Annotated in this window: 18 protein-coding genes; 14 read left to right on the plus strand and 4 right to left on the minus strand. The window is 65.2% G+C overall.

From position 1 onward, the window contains the following. Positions 1–19: 19 nt before the first annotated feature. From glmS to R9B84_RS15750, 5 genes are all read left to right on the plus strand, one after another. Positions 20–1,837, plus strand: coding sequence for a glutamine--fructose-6-phosphate transaminase (isomerizing) (glmS, locus tag R9B84_RS15730; RefSeq protein WP_423758647.1), 1,818 nt, complete (start codon positions 20–22; stop codon positions 1,835–1,837). Between the two features lie 130 nt (positions 1,838–1,967). Beyond that, positions 1,968–2,333: a type II toxin-antitoxin system RelE/ParE family toxin gene (locus R9B84_RS15735; protein WP_423758648.1), complete on the plus strand. Its 366-nt coding sequence runs from the start codon at positions 1,968–1,970 to the stop codon at positions 2,331–2,333. Further along, positions 2,326–2,646 carry a helix-turn-helix domain-containing protein gene (locus R9B84_RS15740; RefSeq protein ID WP_034179231.1) on the plus strand — a complete coding sequence of 107 codons (321 nt, stop codon included), beginning with the start codon at positions 2,326–2,328 and terminating at the stop codon, positions 2,644–2,646. The genes R9B84_RS15735 and R9B84_RS15740 overlap by 8 nt, the downstream gene beginning before the upstream one ends. Positions 2,647–2,738: 92 nt before the next feature. Beyond that, positions 2,739–3,206 carry a hypothetical protein gene (locus R9B84_RS15745; RefSeq protein WP_423758649.1) on the plus strand — a complete coding sequence of 156 codons (468 nt, stop codon included), beginning with the start codon at positions 2,739–2,741 and terminating at the stop codon, positions 3,204–3,206. After that, positions 3,206–3,424, plus strand: a complete 219-nt coding sequence (locus R9B84_RS15750) for a hypothetical protein (RefSeq protein ID WP_423758650.1) — start codon at positions 3,206–3,208, stop codon at positions 3,422–3,424. The genes R9B84_RS15745 and R9B84_RS15750 overlap by 1 nt, the downstream gene beginning before the upstream one ends. Positions 3,425–3,534: 110 nt before the next feature. Here the strand turns inward: R9B84_RS15750 and R9B84_RS15755 are convergent, their stop codons facing one another. Both R9B84_RS15755 and R9B84_RS15760 read right to left on the minus strand, forming a co-directional pair. Beyond that, complete coding sequence (locus R9B84_RS15755) at positions 3,535–4,371, minus strand: FTR1 family iron permease (RefSeq protein WP_423758651.1); 837 nt, start codon at positions 4,369–4,371, stop codon at positions 3,535–3,537. A gap of 12 nt (positions 4,372–4,383) precedes the next feature. Next, positions 4,384–4,716, minus strand: a complete 333-nt coding sequence (locus R9B84_RS15760) for a cupredoxin domain-containing protein (protein WP_034179235.1) — start codon at positions 4,714–4,716, stop codon at positions 4,384–4,386. Positions 4,717–5,063: 347 nt separating this feature from the next. Between R9B84_RS15760 and R9B84_RS15765 the strand changes: the two genes are divergently transcribed. After that, positions 5,064–5,264, plus strand: coding sequence for a heavy-metal-associated domain-containing protein (locus tag R9B84_RS15765; RefSeq protein ID WP_423758652.1), 201 nt, complete (start codon positions 5,064–5,066; stop codon positions 5,262–5,264). Between the two features lie 91 nt (positions 5,265–5,355). On the opposite strand, the gene R9B84_RS15770 is transcribed toward R9B84_RS15765, so the two are convergent. Then, positions 5,356–6,846 (minus strand): aldehyde dehydrogenase, encoded by a 1,491-nt coding sequence (locus R9B84_RS15770; protein WP_423758653.1) that lies wholly within the window; start codon positions 6,844–6,846, stop codon positions 5,356–5,358. Between the two features lie 88 nt (positions 6,847–6,934). Next, positions 6,935–7,486 (minus strand): cupin domain-containing protein, encoded by a 552-nt coding sequence (locus R9B84_RS15775; RefSeq protein ID WP_423758654.1) that lies wholly within the window; start codon positions 7,484–7,486, stop codon positions 6,935–6,937. A gap of 413 nt (positions 7,487–7,899) precedes the next feature. On the opposite strand from R9B84_RS15775, the gene R9B84_RS15780 reads away from it, so the two are divergent. From R9B84_RS15780 to R9B84_RS15815, 8 genes are all read left to right on the plus strand, one after another. Then, positions 7,900–8,124 carry a hypothetical protein gene (locus R9B84_RS15780; protein ID WP_072437498.1) on the plus strand — a complete coding sequence of 75 codons (225 nt, stop codon included), beginning with the start codon at positions 7,900–7,902 and terminating at the stop codon, positions 8,122–8,124. A gap of 283 nt (positions 8,125–8,407) precedes the next feature. Continuing rightward, the gene (locus R9B84_RS15785; protein WP_423758655.1) at positions 8,408–9,193 is read left to right on the plus strand and encodes a gamma-glutamyl-gamma-aminobutyrate hydrolase family protein; all 786 of its coding nucleotides are present in this window, start codon (positions 8,408–8,410) and stop codon (positions 9,191–9,193) included. 28 nt (positions 9,194–9,221) lie between these two features. After that, the gene (locus tag R9B84_RS15790) at positions 9,222–10,559 is read left to right on the plus strand and encodes a glutamine synthetase family protein (protein ID WP_262537504.1); all 1,338 of its coding nucleotides are present in this window, start codon (positions 9,222–9,224) and stop codon (positions 10,557–10,559) included. Positions 10,560–10,597: 38 nt separating this feature from the next. Beyond that, positions 10,598–12,031 carry an aspartate aminotransferase family protein gene (locus tag R9B84_RS15795; protein ID WP_423758656.1) on the plus strand — a complete coding sequence of 478 codons (1,434 nt, stop codon included), beginning with the start codon at positions 10,598–10,600 and terminating at the stop codon, positions 12,029–12,031. A gap of 61 nt (positions 12,032–12,092) precedes the next feature. Continuing rightward, on the plus strand, positions 12,093–13,211 hold the full coding sequence (locus R9B84_RS15800; RefSeq protein WP_047899216.1) for a polyamine ABC transporter substrate-binding protein: 1,119 nt from the start codon (positions 12,093–12,095) through the stop codon (positions 13,209–13,211). A gap of 188 nt (positions 13,212–13,399) precedes the next feature. After that, positions 13,400–14,554: an ABC transporter ATP-binding protein gene (locus R9B84_RS15805; protein WP_423758657.1), complete on the plus strand. Its 1,155-nt coding sequence runs from the start codon at positions 13,400–13,402 to the stop codon at positions 14,552–14,554. A gap of 10 nt (positions 14,555–14,564) precedes the next feature. After that, positions 14,565–15,551, plus strand: a complete 987-nt coding sequence (locus R9B84_RS15810; RefSeq protein WP_423758658.1) for an ABC transporter permease subunit — start codon at positions 14,565–14,567, stop codon at positions 15,549–15,551. Next, entirely contained in the window at positions 15,548–16,387 is an 840-nt protein-coding gene (locus R9B84_RS15815; RefSeq protein WP_027788939.1) for an ABC transporter permease subunit, read from the plus strand. Before R9B84_RS15810 ends, R9B84_RS15815 begins: the two co-directional genes overlap by 4 nt. The last annotated feature ends 91 nt before the right edge of the window (positions 16,388–16,478 follow it).

Raw genomic sequence — 16,478 nt, forward strand, 5'->3', positions numbered from 1 at the left:
TTACAGGACTGACCCATTCATGTGCGGCATTGTCGGCGCAGTTGCGCAACGTAATATCGTTCCGGTGCTGATCGAAGGATTGCGGCGCCTCGAATACCGTGGCTACGACTCGTGCGGCGTCGCCGTGCTCGAGCCGGGCGCACCGAAGCGCGCGCGCAGCGTCGCGCGCGTCGCCGATCTCGACGCGCAGGTGCGCGAATCGCACCTCGAAGGCACGACGGGCGTCGCGCACACGCGCTGGGCGACGCACGGCGCGCCCGTCACGCACAACGCGCACCCGATCTTCTCGTCGAACGCGCTCGCGCTCGTCCACAACGGCATCATCGAGAACTTCGAGCCGCTGCGCGAAGCGCTGCGCGCGAAGGGCTACGAATTCGTGTCGCAGACCGACACCGAAGTGATCGCGCACCTCGTGCACAGCCTGTACCGCGGCAACCTGTTCGACGCGGTGCGCGAAGCCGTGCAGCAGTTGCACGGCGCGTATGCGATCGCGGTGATCCACAAGGACCAGCCGCACACCGTCGTCGGCGCGCGCCAGGGTTCGCCGCTCGTCGTCGGCCACGGCGACGGCGAGAACTTCCTCGCGTCCGATGCGCTCGCGCTCGCGGGCAGCACCGACCGCTTCACGTTCCTCGAGGAAGGCGACGTGTGCGAGCTGTCGCTCGACGGCGTGAAGATCGTCGACCGCCACGGCGCGACCGTGCAGCGCGAAATCCGCGTCGTCAGCGCATACGGCGGCGCGGTCGAGCTGGGCCCGTATCGCCACTTCATGCAGAAGGAAATCTTCGAGCAGCCGCGCGCGATCGGCGACACCGTGCCGCAAACCGACGCGTTCGACGCGACGCTGTTCGGCGACGCCGCGCCCGCCGCGTTCGCGGACATCGACAGCCTGCTGATCCTCGCGTGCGGCACGAGCTACTACTCGGGCCTCACCGCGAAGTACTGGCTCGAATCGATCGCGAAGATCCCGACCCAGGTCGAGATCGCGAGCGAGTACCGGTACCGCGAATCGGTGCCGAACCCGCGCCAGCTCGTGCTCGTGATCTCGCAGTCGGGCGAGACGGCCGACACGCTCGCGGCGCTCAAGCATGCGCAGTCGCTCGGCCACACGCATACGCTCGCGGTCTGCAACGTCGCGACGAGCGCGATGGTGCGCCTGACCGAAATGCAGTTCCTGACGCACGCGGGCACCGAGATCGGCGTTGCATCGACGAAGGCGTTCACGACGCAGCTCGTCGCGCTGTTCGTGCTGGCCGCGACGCTCGGCAAGCTGCGCGGGCACGTCGACGCCACGCAGGAAGCCGAATTCCTGAAGCAGTTGCGCCATCTGCCGGCCGCGCTGAACAGCGTGCTCGCGCTCGAGCCGCAGATCATCGCGTGGTCGGAGGAATTCGCGCGCAAGGAAAACGCGCTGTTCCTCGGCCGCGGGCTGCACTACCCGATCGCGCTCGAAGGCGCGCTGAAGCTGAAGGAAATCTCGTACATCCACGCCGAGGCCTATCCGGCCGGCGAACTGAAGCACGGGCCGCTCGCGCTCGTCACGGAAGCGATGCCGGTCGTCACGGTCGCGCCGAACGACACGCTGCTCGAGAAGCTGAAGTCGAACATGCAGGAAGTGCGTGCGCGCGGCGGCGAGCTGTACGTGTTCGCCGATGCCGATACGCAGATCGTCAACGACGACGGCCTGCACGTGATCCGGATGCCGGAACACTATGGGCAACTGTCGCCGATCCTGCACGTCGTGCCACTGCAATTGCTCGCGTATCACACCGCGTGTGCACGCGGCACCGACGTCGACAAGCCGCGGAACCTCGCGAAATCGGTGACGGTGGAGTAAAGCAGGACGACCGGGAGGGCGCCCGCCGGGCCGTCCCGGCCGCGTATCGACGCGAAGCAGGCCATTCGGCCAGGTCGAAATATGTACCACGTAGTGGTATATAATCCTGTGCAAACTCGACCGGCCCGACATGCCTGCTTCCGTGCGACGCGTCTTCAAGACGAAGTGGTTTCACAAGGCAGCCAGAAAAGCAGGAATCGCCGATGCCGAACTCTGCCGCGCCGCGTTGGAACTGGCACGCGGCCAGGGCGTCGAGCTCGGCGGCAACGTCTGGAAAAAGCGCCTGGACGGGAATCGGCAGCGCGGGATCGTGCTGAGCAAGGTCGGGCAGGCGTGGGTTTTCGTGTTCCTGTTCGCGAAACGCGACAGGGACGACATCGACGAACGCGAACTGCGCGCCTTCAGAAAGCTCGCCGCGGATGTCGGGCGCCGCACCGACGCCGATATCGCGACGCTGATCGCACTGAAAGAGCTTGTGGAGATTTGCAATGGCTAAGAGTCGATTCAAGAGCGACGCAACGGAGGCGATCCACAGCGCCGCGTCGGGCCTCTATCGCGCAAACCTGATCGACAAGAAAACGATGCGCGAATACGACGATCTCTGCATCGAAGCCGCCCCGCAGTTCGATCCGCAAGCGATCGCCCGCATCCGCAAATCCGTCAACGTCAGCCAGAGTGTGTTCGCGCTCTACCTGAACACGACAACGTCGACGATCCGCCAGTGGGAACAGGGCGACAAACGGCCGAGCGGCATTGCCGCGCGGATGCTCCAGATCGTCGAGAAACACGGGCTCGAGGTGTTCTCCTGAGCTGGTTTCCCCGAATGCGCATAAGCGGTCGACCGAACGCGTTCCGCACTGGACACCGCGACGCGAGCCGCAACGAATATGACGGAGAGACAATGGTAAGACTGTTTGGATGCGGATTGCTGGCGCTGACGTTCGCGTCGACGGGCTGGGCCGCCGAGCACTACGTCGAAGTCTGGAACCCGCCCGAGGCGCGGCAACCGGAAGCCCGTACGCCTGCAGCCCATACGCCGGCCGCGCGCGCTCTTGCCGACGCGCGCACCGGCAAGAGCGCCGAGAAGCACGCGAGCGCCACGCCGAAAGCCGCCGCGAAACCGCACAAGCGTCGTGTCGCGCAAACCGTGAAAGCCGGTTCGCATCGCCCGCCTGCCGCCGCGGTCGAGGCACCGGCCGCACCGCGTCCCGTCGCACAACCCGCGCCGGGGCGTCTCACGGTCATGCAGCCTGCCGGCCCCGACGCGACGCACGCGCTCAATTTCTCCGCTATCCCGCGGCAATACACGCCGGACGGCAACGTGCTGCGGGTCGGCACGCACAACCGCTCCGCGGAGGTGACTCGATAATGGAAGCGCAACACTACCTCGGCTACCAGATCTGGGGCCACGCGATCCTGCAGCAGGACGAGATCCTGCAGCCCGAGCGCTTCGCGGCGAGCGGGACGATCACGCAGAACAACAAGCTCGTCGAAGCGTCCGGCGTGCTCGGCGTGTTCGACACCGAGGACGACGCGCGCGAGGTCGGACTCGAATGGGCCCGCGCGTGGATCGACAGCCACCGCTGACCGGCGTGGCCGCGTGCATCCGGCAGGCCGCCGGACACGGGCCGGCCGCGAACCGTAAACGAAAGAAGGGGCGTCCATGACGCCCCTTCTTTCGTTCTAACCCGGAACACTCACGCGACAGGCCGCGGCGGCCTCATCGCCGCGTGCGGACGACCGACGAGCCGCGTCAGCACGACGATCGCCACCAGCGTCGCGACGTACGCGGCAATCTGAATGCCCGCCGGACGCGCGGTATAGCCGATCAGCGTATGCAGCGCCTTGCCGACGATGCTCGTCTCCTTCAGCAGCCACGACGTATCCCAGATCGCGTCGCCCCACGACGGTACGAGACCGGCCGCCAGCAGGAAACCGACACACTGGCTCGCCATCCCGGCAGCCAGCAGCACGATCAGCCCGTTGGTGACGGAGAACAGGCGCTTCAGCGGAATCTGCAGCAAGCCCGCATACATCGCATAACCGAGCCCGGCCCCGCCGAGCACGCCGAGCAGCCCGCCAGCGATCATCTGCGGCGTCTGCCCCGGATCGCCCGCGGCGATCCCGTACAGGAACAGCACGGCCTCGGAGCCTTCGCGCAGCACTGCGACGCCGACCACGATCGCCAGCCCCGTCAGCGGCCGGTTGCCGGCCGCGACGGCCCGGCCGACTTCGCCCATGTGCAGCGCCATCTCGCGGCCGTGCCGGCTCATCCAGATGCAGTGCCAGGCCAGCATCAGCGTCGCGACGAACATCACGCCCGCGTTGAATACTTCCTGCCCCATGCCGGACGCCCACTGCGAGATCACGTCGGCGAACGCCGCAATCAGGCCCGCGCCGATCACGCCGCCGACGAGCCCGCCGCCGACCCACCAGCCGCGCCGCGGCACGCCCTTCGTGGCGGCCATCACGATCGAGACCACCAGCGCGGCCTCGAGCACTTCACGAAAGACAATCAGCGCGGTAGACAGCATGGCGGGATTCGCTTACTTGACGGTCAGGTGGGTCTTCGACTGCGCTTCGTGATACTCGTCGTGAAACTCGTAGGTGCCGGCCTTCAGCGGCCCGACCAGGATCTCGGCCGACTTGCCGGCCGGAATGACCTTCTCGGCCTTGAAATCGTCGCTCTCGAATTCCGCGGGCGTCGCATCGAGGTTCTTCACGACGAACTTCACCTTCTTGCCGGCCGGAATCGTCACGCCATCGGGCGAAAACTTGTGGTCCTTCAGCGTCAGGTTGACGACGTCGTCGGCGGCGAATGCGGTGGCGGCGGACGCGCCCAGCAGGACAGCGGCGAAACCCAGTGCGAAACGGTTCATGTGCGTAACGAAATGAAATATCGAAGGACATTGATACTAAGATCGATTCGCATTTCGATATCGCGTACCCTTACTCTCAATATGGAGATAGCGTTTCACAAGAACGCACCAAGCCTTGCCAGGCAAGGCTCTCATCGCATGACGCCGGCGGCGCATCGGCGTCAATCGGGAAAAATTCCGACTGACGCATGCACTGCCTTCCGATTTGTCTGACTTCGTGCTGGCGAGTGATCTCGCCGTGCCGAGGCGGCAATGCATGTGCCAAGCTGCATGGATGCGCTTGACCTTCCCACCATGGCAAGCTTCATGCTGACAGTGCTCGTCAATCGTCAACTCAGGAGAACACGATGGAATTCGAAGTCCAGGACATGACCTGCGGCGGCTGTGCCAATGCGATCACACGCGCGGTGACGGCCGCCGATCCCGCCGCGAAGCTCGACATCGACGTCGCGACGAAGATCGTCAAGGTCGAATCGGCGCAACGCGCCGAGCGCGTGCAGTCGATCATCGAAGCCGCCGGCTTCCACCCCGCGCTGCGCACCGCATAACGCGGGCTGACGGCTGCGGGCTGAGGGCTGCGGGCTGAGGGCTGCGAACTGCGGGCGCACCGCCGAATGGCGCTGCGCCCGCGGCATCGCATCAGCGCAGCCGGATCAGCGTCGACTTCAGCTCGGTGTACTTCTCGAGCGCGTGCAGCGACTTGTCGCGGCCGTTGCCCGACTGCTTGTAACCGCCGAACGGGAAGTTCATGTCGCCGCCCTCGTCGTAGCAGTTCACCCACACCGTGCCCGCGCGCAGCCGGCGCGACACGTCGTGTGCGGTCGTCAGGTTCGACGTCCACACGGCCGCGGCCAGCCCGTATTCGGTGTCGTTCGCGATCCGCACGGCTTCGTCGACGTCGTCGAACACGATCACCGACAGCACGGGCCCGAAGATCTCCTCGCGCGCAATCTTCGCATCGGGCTTCACCTCGAACACCGTCGGCTCGACGTAGAAGCCGCCCGTCTCCGCCTTCACGCGTGCACCGCCCGTAACGAGCCTGCCTTCGCTGCGCCCTGCCTCGATATAACCGAGCACGCGCTCGAGCTGGATGCCGTCGACGATCGCGCCCATCGACACCGACGGATCGAGCGGATTGCCGGGCGTGTATGCGCGCGCGGCCGCCAGGAGCTTCTCGATGAATGCGTCCTTGATGTCGCGATGCACGAGCAGACGCGAGCCTGCCGTGCACATCTCGCCCATGTTGTAGAAGATCGCGCCGGCCGCCGCCCGCGCGGCGCGGTCGAGATCGGGACAATCGGGCAGCACGATGTTCGGCGACTTGCCGCCGAGTTCGAGCCATGCGCGCTTCAGGTTCGACTGCGCGGCGTACTGCATGATCAGCTTGCCGACCGCCGTCGATCCGGTGAATGCGATGCAGTCGACGTCGCGATGCAGCGCAAGCAGCTTGCCGGGTTCGCCCGCGCCCGGCACGACGTTGAACACGCCGGCCGGGATCCCGGCTTCGTACGCGAGCTGGGCGACGCGGATCGCGGTCAGCGGCGATTTCTCCGACGGCTTCAGCACGACGCTGTTGCCGGCCGCGAGCGCGGGGCCGAATTTCCACGCGGCCATCAGGATCGGGAAGTTCCACGGCACGACGGCCGCCACCACGCCGACCGGCTCGCGCGTAACGAGGCCGACGAGATGATGATCGGCCGGCACGACTTCGCCGCCGACCTTGTCGATCGCTTCCGCAAACCACTCGACGCAGTACGCGGCGCCCGGCACGTCGACCGTCGTCGTATCGCCGATCGGCTTGCCCGCGTCGAGCGTCTCGAGCAGCGACAGTTCGTCGAGATGCTCGCGCATCAGCGCGGCCCAGCGCAGCAGCACGGCCTTGCGTGCGCCTGGATTCAGGCCGGCCCACACGCCTGCGTCGAACGCGCGGCGCGCGGCCGCGACGGCTGCGTTCACGTCGGCTTCGCCGCACTCGGCGACCTTCGCCAGCACGCGGCCGTCGATCGGGCTCACGCAGTCGAACGTCTTGCCGCCGTGCGCGTCGCGCGACGCGCCGTCGATGAATGCGCGCCCTTCGATCTTGAGCGACGCCGCCTTGTCCTGCCAGTCAGCCAAAGTCAACTTGTTCATCAGGATGCCTCAATGTTGTGACATTCGCGATGCGACACGCCGCGCGCCTGATGCGCGGCCGGCCGTCAGCGAATGCGGTGATGCGCGGTCAGAAGGTCGCCGGCGAATTGGCCGAGACGACCTCGCAGATCAGTTCCGCGCTGGGATTGCGAAAACGGTGCGGCAAACGGCTTTCGAAGTAGTAGCCGTCTCCGGGGTCGAGCAGCCACGTCGCGCCGTCGACGGTCAGCTCGAGCCGGCCCGACACGACGACACCGCCCTCATGCCCCGCGTGCACGAGCATCTCGGGCCCCGTATCGGCGTGCGGCTGGTAGATCTCGCGCAGGATGCACATGTTGCGGTCCTTCACGCTCGCGCCGACCAGATGAAACGCGAGCGTGTCGTTGCCGAGGTTCGGCATGTCGTCGCGACGCGACACGACCGAGCGCGATTCGACGAGCTCGAACGTGAAGAACTCCGCGAGACTCATCGGTATGCATTCGAGCAGTTTCTTCAGCGAGCCGACTGACGGGCTCACTCGGCCCTGTTCGATCAGCGAGATCGTGCCGTTGGTCACGCCGGCGCGCTTCGCGAGTTCGCGCTGCGACAGGGCATGCTTGTTGCGCACGTAACGCAGGCGCTCGGCGACTTCGGTGGACATCGATTCGGTTTCGGACACGATAAGTGCGATGACAAAGTGAAACGACGCAGTGGACAGCCGTTGAATATTCTAATCACTTTATGCCGCACATCAGCGGGGAAAACCCTGAAAGGCGTTCGAAATAATGAACACCGTGTCGATTATTCCGTTTGCGAATCTTTTGTTCGCACTGCTCGGGAAAGCCCTGATGCAAGACCGTTAAAAAACATTTGACGCCGTTTTTGGCTCGTATATGCTGGCTCACAGGTCAGCGTCATTTGACTTTCACAGGCAGCAAAACGCGTTATTGCAACGCAAAAATTGATGCCCATCAATGTAAATGACGCGTAACCGGCGCCTTGATTATTTTAAACGCCCAGCGCGTTGAAACGGTCGGGTGTTCAATACTTTCAACAACCCAGTCGAGTGTAATCGTGAGAGTCCGTGGCCCTCTGGTGAGGTGGGATCGAAGCGTGGCGCGAAGTTCGCGCAGCGCGGCGTCCCCTTCCGATGGCAGTTGCGGCTGGCATAGTCCTCGCCTGCAGCATCTGTCGATCTACACAATCCTGTCTCGTCGTTCCGTTCGGCGCCACAACGCCGTATCCGCACGCGCATTCGTCGCCGTCGATACCGACGAAGTGGCGTCGCTGCTGCCGTAGCGCCTCTCCTTTCTTTACGTCGTTCGTTTTGTCTGCCGATTCGCCAACCGCATCGTCCATGCGGTGACGGAACGCGTTCGCGCATTCGTTGCCGCGTCGCGTATCGCAACCAAACGAACGACGGCCTGATCGTCGCGCGCAGCGCGGATCGCCCCGCCATCCCGCTGCGCCCATTCACCAGCGGCCTCGCGCTCTGCGCCAGGCTGCGGGGCTGTGTCGTGCCTGCGTTTTGCAGTATCCGACCCGACGCACGCCACAGCCCTACGGATTACTGATTGACGTCATGGAAAGGAAACCCCTCGTCGGCATCACCGCCGACCACACGCAAATCGGCGCACACGCGTCGCATACGGTCGGCGACAAATACGTCGCCGCGATCGTCGACGGCGCGCAGGCGCTCGCGATGGTGCTGCCCGCGCTCGGCGAACGCCAGTCGGTCGGCGACATCCTCGACACGGTCGACGGCCTGCTGTTTACCGGCAGCTACTCGAACGTCGAGCCGCACCTGTATGGCGGCGAGCCGAGCGCACCCGGCACGAAGCACGACCCGGCACGCGATGCAACGACGCTGCCGCTGCTGCGCGCGGCGATCGCCGCAGGCGTGCCCGCGCTCGCCGTCTGTCGCGGCTTCCAGGAGCTGAACGTCGTCTGCGGCGGCACGCTGCACCAGCGCGTGCACGACGTGCCGGGCCTCGCCGATCACCGCGAGGACGACGACGCACCGACGGACACGCAATACGGCCCCGCGCACGTCGTGCACCTGACGCCCGGCGGCAAGCTGCACGCGCTGGCCGGCGGCCGCGACGAAGTGCACGTGAACTCGCTGCACAAGCAGGGCATCGCGCAGCTTGGCTCCGGCCTCGCCGTCGAAGCCGTCGCGCCGGACGGCCTGATCGAGGCCGTGAGCGTCGTCGATGCACCGGCTTTCGCACTCGCCGTGCAATGGCATCCGGAATGGCGGCATGCGCATGACCCGCTGTCGAGCGCGATCTTCCGCGCCTTCGGCGACGCCTGCCGCGCCCGCCGGAATGCCCGCACGCGAACCCCGGCCGCTGCCGCGCTCGCCTGAGCGCGCCGACCAAACAACGAGAACAGACATGCAAGATATCGAAAGTTTTCTGAAGCAACACCGGATCACCGAAGTCGAGGCGATCATTCCCGACATGGCCGGCATCGCGCGCGGCAAGATCACGCCGCGCAACAAGTTCACGTCCGGCGAATCGATGCGGCTGCCGCAGGCCGTGATGGTGCAGACCGTCACCGGCGAATATCCGGAAGACGGCTCGCTGACCGGCGTGACCGACCCCGACATGGTGTGCGTGCCCGACGAGTCGACGATCCGCCTGATCCCGTGGGCCGTCGACCCGACCGCGCAAGTGATCCACGACTGCGTGCACTTCGACGGCTCGCCGGTCGAAATCTCGCCGCGCTACGTGCTGCGCCGCGTGCTCGAGCTGTACAAGGCGAAGGGCTGGAAGCCCGTGGTCGCGCCGGAGCTCGAGTTCTATCTGGTCGACATGAACAAGGATCCCGACCTGCCGCTGCGCCCGCCGGTCGGCCGCACGGGCCGCCCCGAAACGGGCCGCCAGTCGTATTCGATCGAAGCCGTCAATGAGTTCGATCCGCTGTTCGAGGACATCTACGAGTACTGCGAAGCACAGAACCTCGACATCGATACGCTGATCCACGAAGTCGGCGCCGCGCAGATGGAGATCAACTTCATGCACGGCGACGCGCTGTCGCTGGCCGACCAGGTGTTCCTGTTCAAGCGCACGGTGCGCGAGGCCGCGCTGCGTCACAACATGTACGCGACGTTCATGGCCAAGCCGATGGAAGACGAACCGGGTTCGGCGATGCACGTGCACCAGAGCATCGTCGACGAGGAAACGGGCCAGAACCTGTTCACGTCGCAGGAGACGGGCGGCGCGACGTCGATGTTCTACAACTACCTCGCGGGGTTGCAGAAGTACACGCCGGCACTGATGCCGATCTTCGCGCCGTACATCAATTCGTATCGCCGCCTGTCGCGCTTCATGGCCGCGCCGATCAACGTGCAGTGGGGCTACGACAACCGCACGGTCGGCTTCCGCATCCCGCACTCGGGCCCGGCGGCACGCCGCATCGAGAACCGCATCCCGGGCGTCGACTGCAACCCGTACCTCGCGCTCGCCGCGACGCTCGCGGCCGGCTACCTCGGCATGACGCAACGCCTGGAGCCGACCGAGCCGCTCGTCAGCGACGGCTACAACCTGCCGTACCAGTTGCCGCGCAATCTCGAGGAGGGGCTGACGCTGATGGCCGCGTGCGAACCGCTCGGCGAGATCCTCGGCCACAAGTTCCTGAAGGCGTATTTCGCGCTGAAGGAAACCGAATACGAAGCGTTCTTCCGCGTGATCAGCTCGTGGGAACGCCGCCATCTGCTGCTGCACGTATAAGCGCGCGCACAACCGCCATACGGAATCACGGAGGAAACATGACTTACCGCAACGAATCTGCCTGGATCCAGCCGGCCGCGCCGGCCGCCGCGCCGCGCGCGACACAGGCACGCTCGACCGCCGAATACCGCGCGCTCGACGCCGCGCACCACATCCACCCGTTCTCGGACATGGGCGCGCTGAACCGCGCGGGAAGCCGCGTGATCGTGAAGGCCGACGGCGTCTACCTGTGGGACTCGGACGGCAACAAGGTCATCGACGGGATGGCCGGCCTCTGGTGCGTGAACGTCGGCTACGGCCGCAAGGAACTCGCCGACGCCGCGTATCGCCAACTGCAGGAACTGCCGTTCTACAACACGTTCTTCAAGACGACGCACCCGCCGGTGATCGAGCTTTCCGCGATGCTCGCCGAAGTGACGCCCGCCGGCTTCAACCACTTCTTCTATTGCAACAGCGGCTCGGAAGGCAACGACACCGTGCTGCGCCTCGTGCACCAGTACTGGCGCGTGCAGGGCAAGCCGCAGAAGAAATACGTGATCTCGCGCAAGAACGGCTATCACGGCTCGACGATCGCGGGCGGCACGCTCGGCGGGATGGGCTACATGCACGAGCAGATGCCGTCGAAGGTCGAGCATATCGTGCACATCGACCAGCCGTACTTCTTCGGCGAAGCGCAGCCGGGCGAGACGCCCGAAGCGTTCGGCCTTGCACGTGCGCAGCAGCTCGAAGCGAAGATTCTCGAACTCGGCGCGGAGAACGTCGCGGCATTCATCGGCGAGCCGTTTCAGGGCGCGGGCGGCGTGATCTTCCCGCCGTCGACGTACTGGCCGGAAATCCAGCGGATCTGCCGCAAGTACGACATCCTGCTCGTTGCCGACGAAGTGATCGGCGGCTTCGGCCGCACCGGCGAATGGTTCGCGCATCAGCACTTCGGCTTCGAGCCGGACCTGATCACGATGGCGAAGGGCCTCACGTCGGGTTATGTGCCGATGGGTGCGGTCGGGATTCACGAGCGAGTGGCGCGGCCGATCATCGACAACGGCGAATTCAACCACGGCCTCACGTACTCGGGCCATCCGGTCGCCGCGGCCGTCGCGGTCGCGAACCTGAAGCTGCTGCGCGACGAAGGCATCGTCGAGCGCGTGAAGAACGACACGGGCCCGTACTTCCAGGCGCTGATGCGCGAAACCTTCGCGCGTCACCCGATCGTCGGCGAAGTGCATGGCCACGGCCTCGTCGCGAGCCTGCAGCTTGCCGAAGCGCCGGCCGAACGCCGCCGCTTCGCGAACGGCGGCGACGTCGGCACGATCTGCCGGGACTTCTGCTTCAACGGCAACCTGATCATGCGCGCGACCGGCGACCGGATGCTGCTGTCGCCGCCGCTCGTGATCTCGCGTCCGGAAATCGATGAACTCGTGTCGAAGGCGAAGAAGGCCGTCGATGCAACCGCCCAGCAACTGGGTATTTCGTAACGGCTTTGTCTACAGGCGTGCGGCGGGCGCCGCACGCCGCCATAACCAGGGGAACTCCACCATGCGTGCCTGCATTCTTCGCCAAGCCTGTTCCGTTGCCGCCCTCGCCGCCGCGGCAGCGTTCACGTCGGTCGCCAGCCCGTCGGCGCATGCCGCCGACGAGCTGAATGTCTACAACTGGTCCGACTACATCGCACCGGACACGATCCCGAACTTCCAGAAGCAGACGGGCATCCACGTCAAGTACGACAACTACGACAGCGACGACACGCTCCAGGCGAAGCTGCTTGCCGGCAGCTCGGGCTACGACATCGTCGTGCCGACGTCGAACTACATGGCCAAGCAGATCCAGGCCGGCGTGTACCAGAAGCTCGACAAGTCGAAGCTGCCGAACCTCGCGAACCTCGACCCGCTGCTGATGAAGATGATCTCGGATGCCGATCCGGGCAACCAGTACGGCGTCCCCTGGGCCTACGGCACGGACGGCATCGGCTACAACGCGCAGGCGGTGAAGAAGGCGCTCGGCGACAAGGCGCCCGTCGACAGCTGGGCACTCGTGTTCGATCCGGCCAACATGGAGAAGCTCAAGAGCTGCGGCGTGTCGTTCCTCGACCAGGCCGTCGACGTGTTCGCCGCCACGTTGCAGTACATGGGCAAGGATCCGAACAGCAAGAACCCCGGCGATTACCAGGCTGCGTTCGAAGTCCTGAAGAAAGTCCGCCCGTACATCACCCAGTTCAACTCGTCCGGCTACATCAACGACCTCGCGAACAACGACGTGTGTGTCGTGCTCGGCTGGTCGGGCGACGTCGGTATCGCGCATCGCCGCTCGTCGGAAGCGAAGCGCTCGTACGACATCAAGTTCTCGAACCCGAAGGAAGGCGGCCTGCTGTGGTTCGACGTGATGGTGATCCCGAAGGATGCGCCGCACCCCGAGGCTGCACTGAAGTGGATCAACTACGTCTCCGATCCGAAGGTCAACGCGGCGATCACCAACACGGTGTTCTACCCGACCGCGAACAAGGCCGCGCACCAGTTCGTCACGCCGGCCGTCGCGCAGGACCCGACCGTCTATCCGCCTGAAGACGTGCTGAAGAAGATGGTGCTGATGAAGCCGATGCCGGCCGACATCCTGCGCCTCGAGAACCGTCTGTGGGCGCAGCTGAAAACCGGCCACTGATCGCCAAGCATCACGGCGGCGCAGGCATCGCTCCACGCCTGCCCGCCTGAGATCTGCGGACATCCGTCCGCCCGCGCGCATCGCGCGCCCTGTTCCATCCGGCACGAGCCGTTGTCCGCGAGTCGCGTTGCGCGCCTCGTGCGGGGACGCTCACGCCTGCAATCCGTGAAGAACGAATGGTGACTCCCATGCAATCGATACCCTCTTCCGCTGCTGCACGACAGACTCAACCGGCCGCCGCGGCCCGTACGCAAAACGACGCTTTCGTGCGCATCGAAAACGTCGTGAAGAAATTCGGCGACAGCACGGCCGTCGACAACGTGAACCTGACGATCGCGAAGAACGAGTTGTTCGCACTGCTCGGCAGCTCGGGCTGCGGCAAGTCGACGTTGCTGCGCATGCTCGCCGGGCTGGAAACGGCGACCTCCGGCAAGATCTTCGTCGACGGCGAAGACCTCGCGTCGCTGCCGCCGTACCGCCGCCCGGTGAACATGATGTTCCAGTCGTACGCGCTGTTCCCGCACATGACGGTCGAATCGAACGTCGCGTTCGGCCTGAAGCAGGAAGGCACGCCGAAGAACGAGATCAAGGAACGCGTGGCCGATGCGCTTGCGCTCGTGCAGATGAGCAAGTACGCGAAGCGCAAGCCGCACCAGCTTTCCGGCGGCCAGCAGCAACGCGTCGCGCTCGCCCGCTCGCTGGTCAAGCGCCCGAAGCTGCTGCTGCTCGACGAGCCGATGTCGGCGCTCGACAAGAAGATCCGCCAGAAGACCCAGCTCGAACTCGTGAACATCATCGAGAAGGTCGACGTGACCTGCGTGATGGTCACGCACGACCAGGAAGAGGCGATGACGATGGCGAGCCGCCTCGCGGTGATGAGCGAAGGCAAGATCGTGCAGATCGGTTCGCCCGGCGAAGTGTACGAATTCCCGAACAGCCGCTTCTCGGCCGAATTCATCGGCTCGACGAACCTGTTCGAAGGCCGCGTCGTCGAGGACGAGCCCGATCATATCTTCGTCGAGAGCGACGACCTCGAAGCACGGATGTACGTGAGCCACGGCGTGACGGGCCCGCTCGGGATGCCGGTCGGCATCTCGGTGCGTCCGGAACGCGTGCACGTGTCGCGCGACAAGCCGGGTTCGAAGCACAACTGGGCGCGCGGCGTCGTGACCGATATCGCGTACATGGGCAGCTATTCGCTGTATCACGTGCGTTTGCCGAGCGGCAAGACGGTCGTGTCGAACCTGTCGAGCTCGCACCTGATGACCGACAGTGCGCCGGCCTGGAACGACGACGTGTTCGTGTCGTGGTCGCCGGCCAGCGGCGTCGTGCTGACGCAGTGAGGACGACACGATGAGAACCTCCGCTTCCACTCCGTCCGCGCCGGTATCGACCGGCGCCGCGAGCACCGGCGCCGGCCGGTCGCGCCCCGGCCGCTTTGCCGCGCTGTCGCGGTTCCTGCCGTCGGGCCGCAACGTCGCGATCGGCGTGCCGTTCCTGTGGCTCGCGGTCTTCTTCGCGCTGCCGTTCGTGCTGGTGCTGAAGATCAGCTTCGCCGACCAGGTGATGGGCATCCCGCCGTACACGTCGCTCGTCGAGATGAAGGACGGCATCGTGCACTTCGCGCTGCAGCTGTCGCACTACGCGTTCCTGCTGCAGGACGACCTGTACATCGCGACCTACCTCAGCTCGCTGAAGATGGCCGCCGTGTCGACGGTGCTGTGCCTGCTGATCGGTTACCCGATGGCGTACTACATCGCGCGCGCCGAGCCGAACCGGCGCAACGTGCTGATGATGGCCGTGATGCTGCCGTTCTGGACGTCGTTCCTGATCCGCGTGTACGCATGGATCGGCATCCTGAAGGATGACGGCCTGCTGAACCACACGCTGATCGCGCTGGGCATCATCCACACGCCGCTGCGGCTGTACCACAGCGATGCGGGCGTCTATATCGGGATGGTCTATTCGTACCTGCCGTTCATGGTGATGCCGCTGTACGCGCACCTCGTGAAGATGGACCTCACGCTGCTCGAAGCCGCGTACGACCTGGGCGCCAAGCCGTGGGTCGCGTTCACGCGGATCACGCTGCCGCTGTCGAAGAACGGGATCATCGCCGGCAGCCTGCTGGTGTTCATCCCGGCGGTCGGCGAGTACGTGATTCCGGAGCTGCTCGGCGGTGCCGACACGCTGATGATCGGCCGCGTGATGTGGGATGAGTTCTTCAACAACATGGACTGGCCGATGGCGTCCGCGGTGACGGTCGCGATGGTGATGCTGCTGCTGGTGCCGATGGCGCTGTTCCAGTACTACCAGGTCAAGGAACTGGAGGAAGCGAAATGATCAAGCCGAGCAAACCGCTGTCGACGGGCGTTCTCGCCTTCGGCTTCCTGTTCCTGTACATCCCGATCATCAGCCTGGTCGTGTACTCGTTCAACGAGTCGAAGCTGGTGACGGTGTGGTCCGGCTTCTCGCTGAAGTGGTACAGCGCGCTGCTGGACGACGACGAGCTGCTGACCGCCGCGTGGCTGTCGCTGAAGATCGGCCTGCTGACGGCCACCGCGTCGGTCGTGATCGGCACGTGGGCGGGCTTCGTGCTCGCGCGCTTCGGCCGCTTCAAGGGCTTCACGCTGTACACGGGGATGATCAACGCGCCGCTGGTGATTCCGGAAGTGATCCAGGGCATCTCGCTGCTGCTGCTGTTCGTGGCGCTGGAGCAGATGTTCGGCTGGCCGAAGGGTCGCGGGATGGTGACGATCTGGATCGGTCACGTGATGCTGTGCGTGTCGTACGTGGCGATCATCGTGCAGTCGCGCGTGAAGGAGATGAACAAGTCGCTGGAAGAGGCCGCGCTCGATCTGGGGGCGACGCCGCTGAAGGTGTTCTTCGTGGTGACGCTGCCGCTGATCTCGCAGGCGCTGCTGTCGGGGTGGCTGCTGTCGTTCACGCTGTCGATCGACGACCTGGTGCTGTCGGCGTTCCTGTCGGGGCCGGGTTCGACGACGCTGCCGCTGGTGGTGTTCTCGCGCGTGCGGCTCGGGCTGAACCCGGAGATGAACGCGCTGGCGACGCTGTTCATCACGGCCGTGACGATCGGCGTGATCGTCGTGAACCGGATGATGATCGCGCGCGAGCGGCGCCGCGTGGCCGACATGAAGGCGGCGTTCGCGGTGGCGTGAGCCTCCCCTGTTCTTTTCATCGATAACAAGACCCGCGCGCCGCACCCTGCGGCGCGCGAACCAATCGCACTTTGACTGGCGCACGACAAGG

Origin of the sequence: Burkholderia sp. NLJ2, assembly GCF_049487195.1 — a bacterium.
Lineage (GTDB): Bacteria > Pseudomonadota > Gammaproteobacteria > Burkholderiales > Burkholderiaceae > Burkholderia > Burkholderia pyrrocinia.

What these genes read in the sequence shown, in the direction of transcription:
- glmS (WP_423758647.1), top strand. Translation starts at nt 20, where the DNA reads ATGTGCGGCATTGTCGGCGCAGTTGCGCAACGTAATATCGTTCCGGTG.
- R9B84_RS15735 (WP_423758648.1), top strand. Translation starts at nt 1,968, where the DNA reads ATGCCTGCTTCCGTGCGACGCGTCTTCAAGACGAAGTGGTTTCACAAG.
- R9B84_RS15740 (WP_034179231.1), top strand. Translation starts at nt 2,326, where the DNA reads ATGGCTAAGAGTCGATTCAAGAGCGACGCAACGGAGGCGATCCACAGC.
- R9B84_RS15745 (WP_423758649.1), top strand. Translation starts at nt 2,739, where the DNA reads ATGGTAAGACTGTTTGGATGCGGATTGCTGGCGCTGACGTTCGCGTCG.
- R9B84_RS15750 (WP_423758650.1), top strand. Translation starts at nt 3,206, where the DNA reads ATGGAAGCGCAACACTACCTCGGCTACCAGATCTGGGGCCACGCGATC.
- R9B84_RS15755 (WP_423758651.1), bottom strand. Translation starts at nt 4,371, where the DNA reads ATGCTGTCTACCGCGCTGATTGTCTTTCGTGAAGTGCTCGAGGCCGCG.
- R9B84_RS15760 (WP_034179235.1), bottom strand. Translation starts at nt 4,716, where the DNA reads ATGAACCGTTTCGCACTGGGTTTCGCCGCTGTCCTGCTGGGCGCGTCC.
- R9B84_RS15765 (WP_423758652.1), top strand. Translation starts at nt 5,064, where the DNA reads ATGGAATTCGAAGTCCAGGACATGACCTGCGGCGGCTGTGCCAATGCG.
- R9B84_RS15770 (WP_423758653.1), bottom strand. Translation starts at nt 6,846, where the DNA reads ATGAACAAGTTGACTTTGGCTGACTGGCAGGACAAGGCGGCGTCGCTC.
- R9B84_RS15775 (WP_423758654.1), bottom strand. Translation starts at nt 7,486, where the DNA reads ATGTCCACCGAAGTCGCCGAGCGCCTGCGTTACGTGCGCAACAAGCAT.
- R9B84_RS15785 (WP_423758655.1), top strand. Translation starts at nt 8,408, where the DNA reads ATGGAAAGGAAACCCCTCGTCGGCATCACCGCCGACCACACGCAAATC.
- R9B84_RS15790 (WP_262537504.1), top strand. Translation starts at nt 9,222, where the DNA reads ATGCAAGATATCGAAAGTTTTCTGAAGCAACACCGGATCACCGAAGTC.
- R9B84_RS15795 (WP_423758656.1), top strand. Translation starts at nt 10,598, where the DNA reads ATGACTTACCGCAACGAATCTGCCTGGATCCAGCCGGCCGCGCCGGCC.
- R9B84_RS15800 (WP_047899216.1), top strand. Translation starts at nt 12,093, where the DNA reads ATGCGTGCCTGCATTCTTCGCCAAGCCTGTTCCGTTGCCGCCCTCGCC.
- R9B84_RS15805 (WP_423758657.1), top strand. Translation starts at nt 13,400, where the DNA reads ATGCAATCGATACCCTCTTCCGCTGCTGCACGACAGACTCAACCGGCC.
- R9B84_RS15810 (WP_423758658.1), top strand. Translation starts at nt 14,565, where the DNA reads ATGAGAACCTCCGCTTCCACTCCGTCCGCGCCGGTATCGACCGGCGCC.
- R9B84_RS15815 (WP_027788939.1), top strand. Translation starts at nt 15,548, where the DNA reads ATGATCAAGCCGAGCAAACCGCTGTCGACGGGCGTTCTCGCCTTCGGC.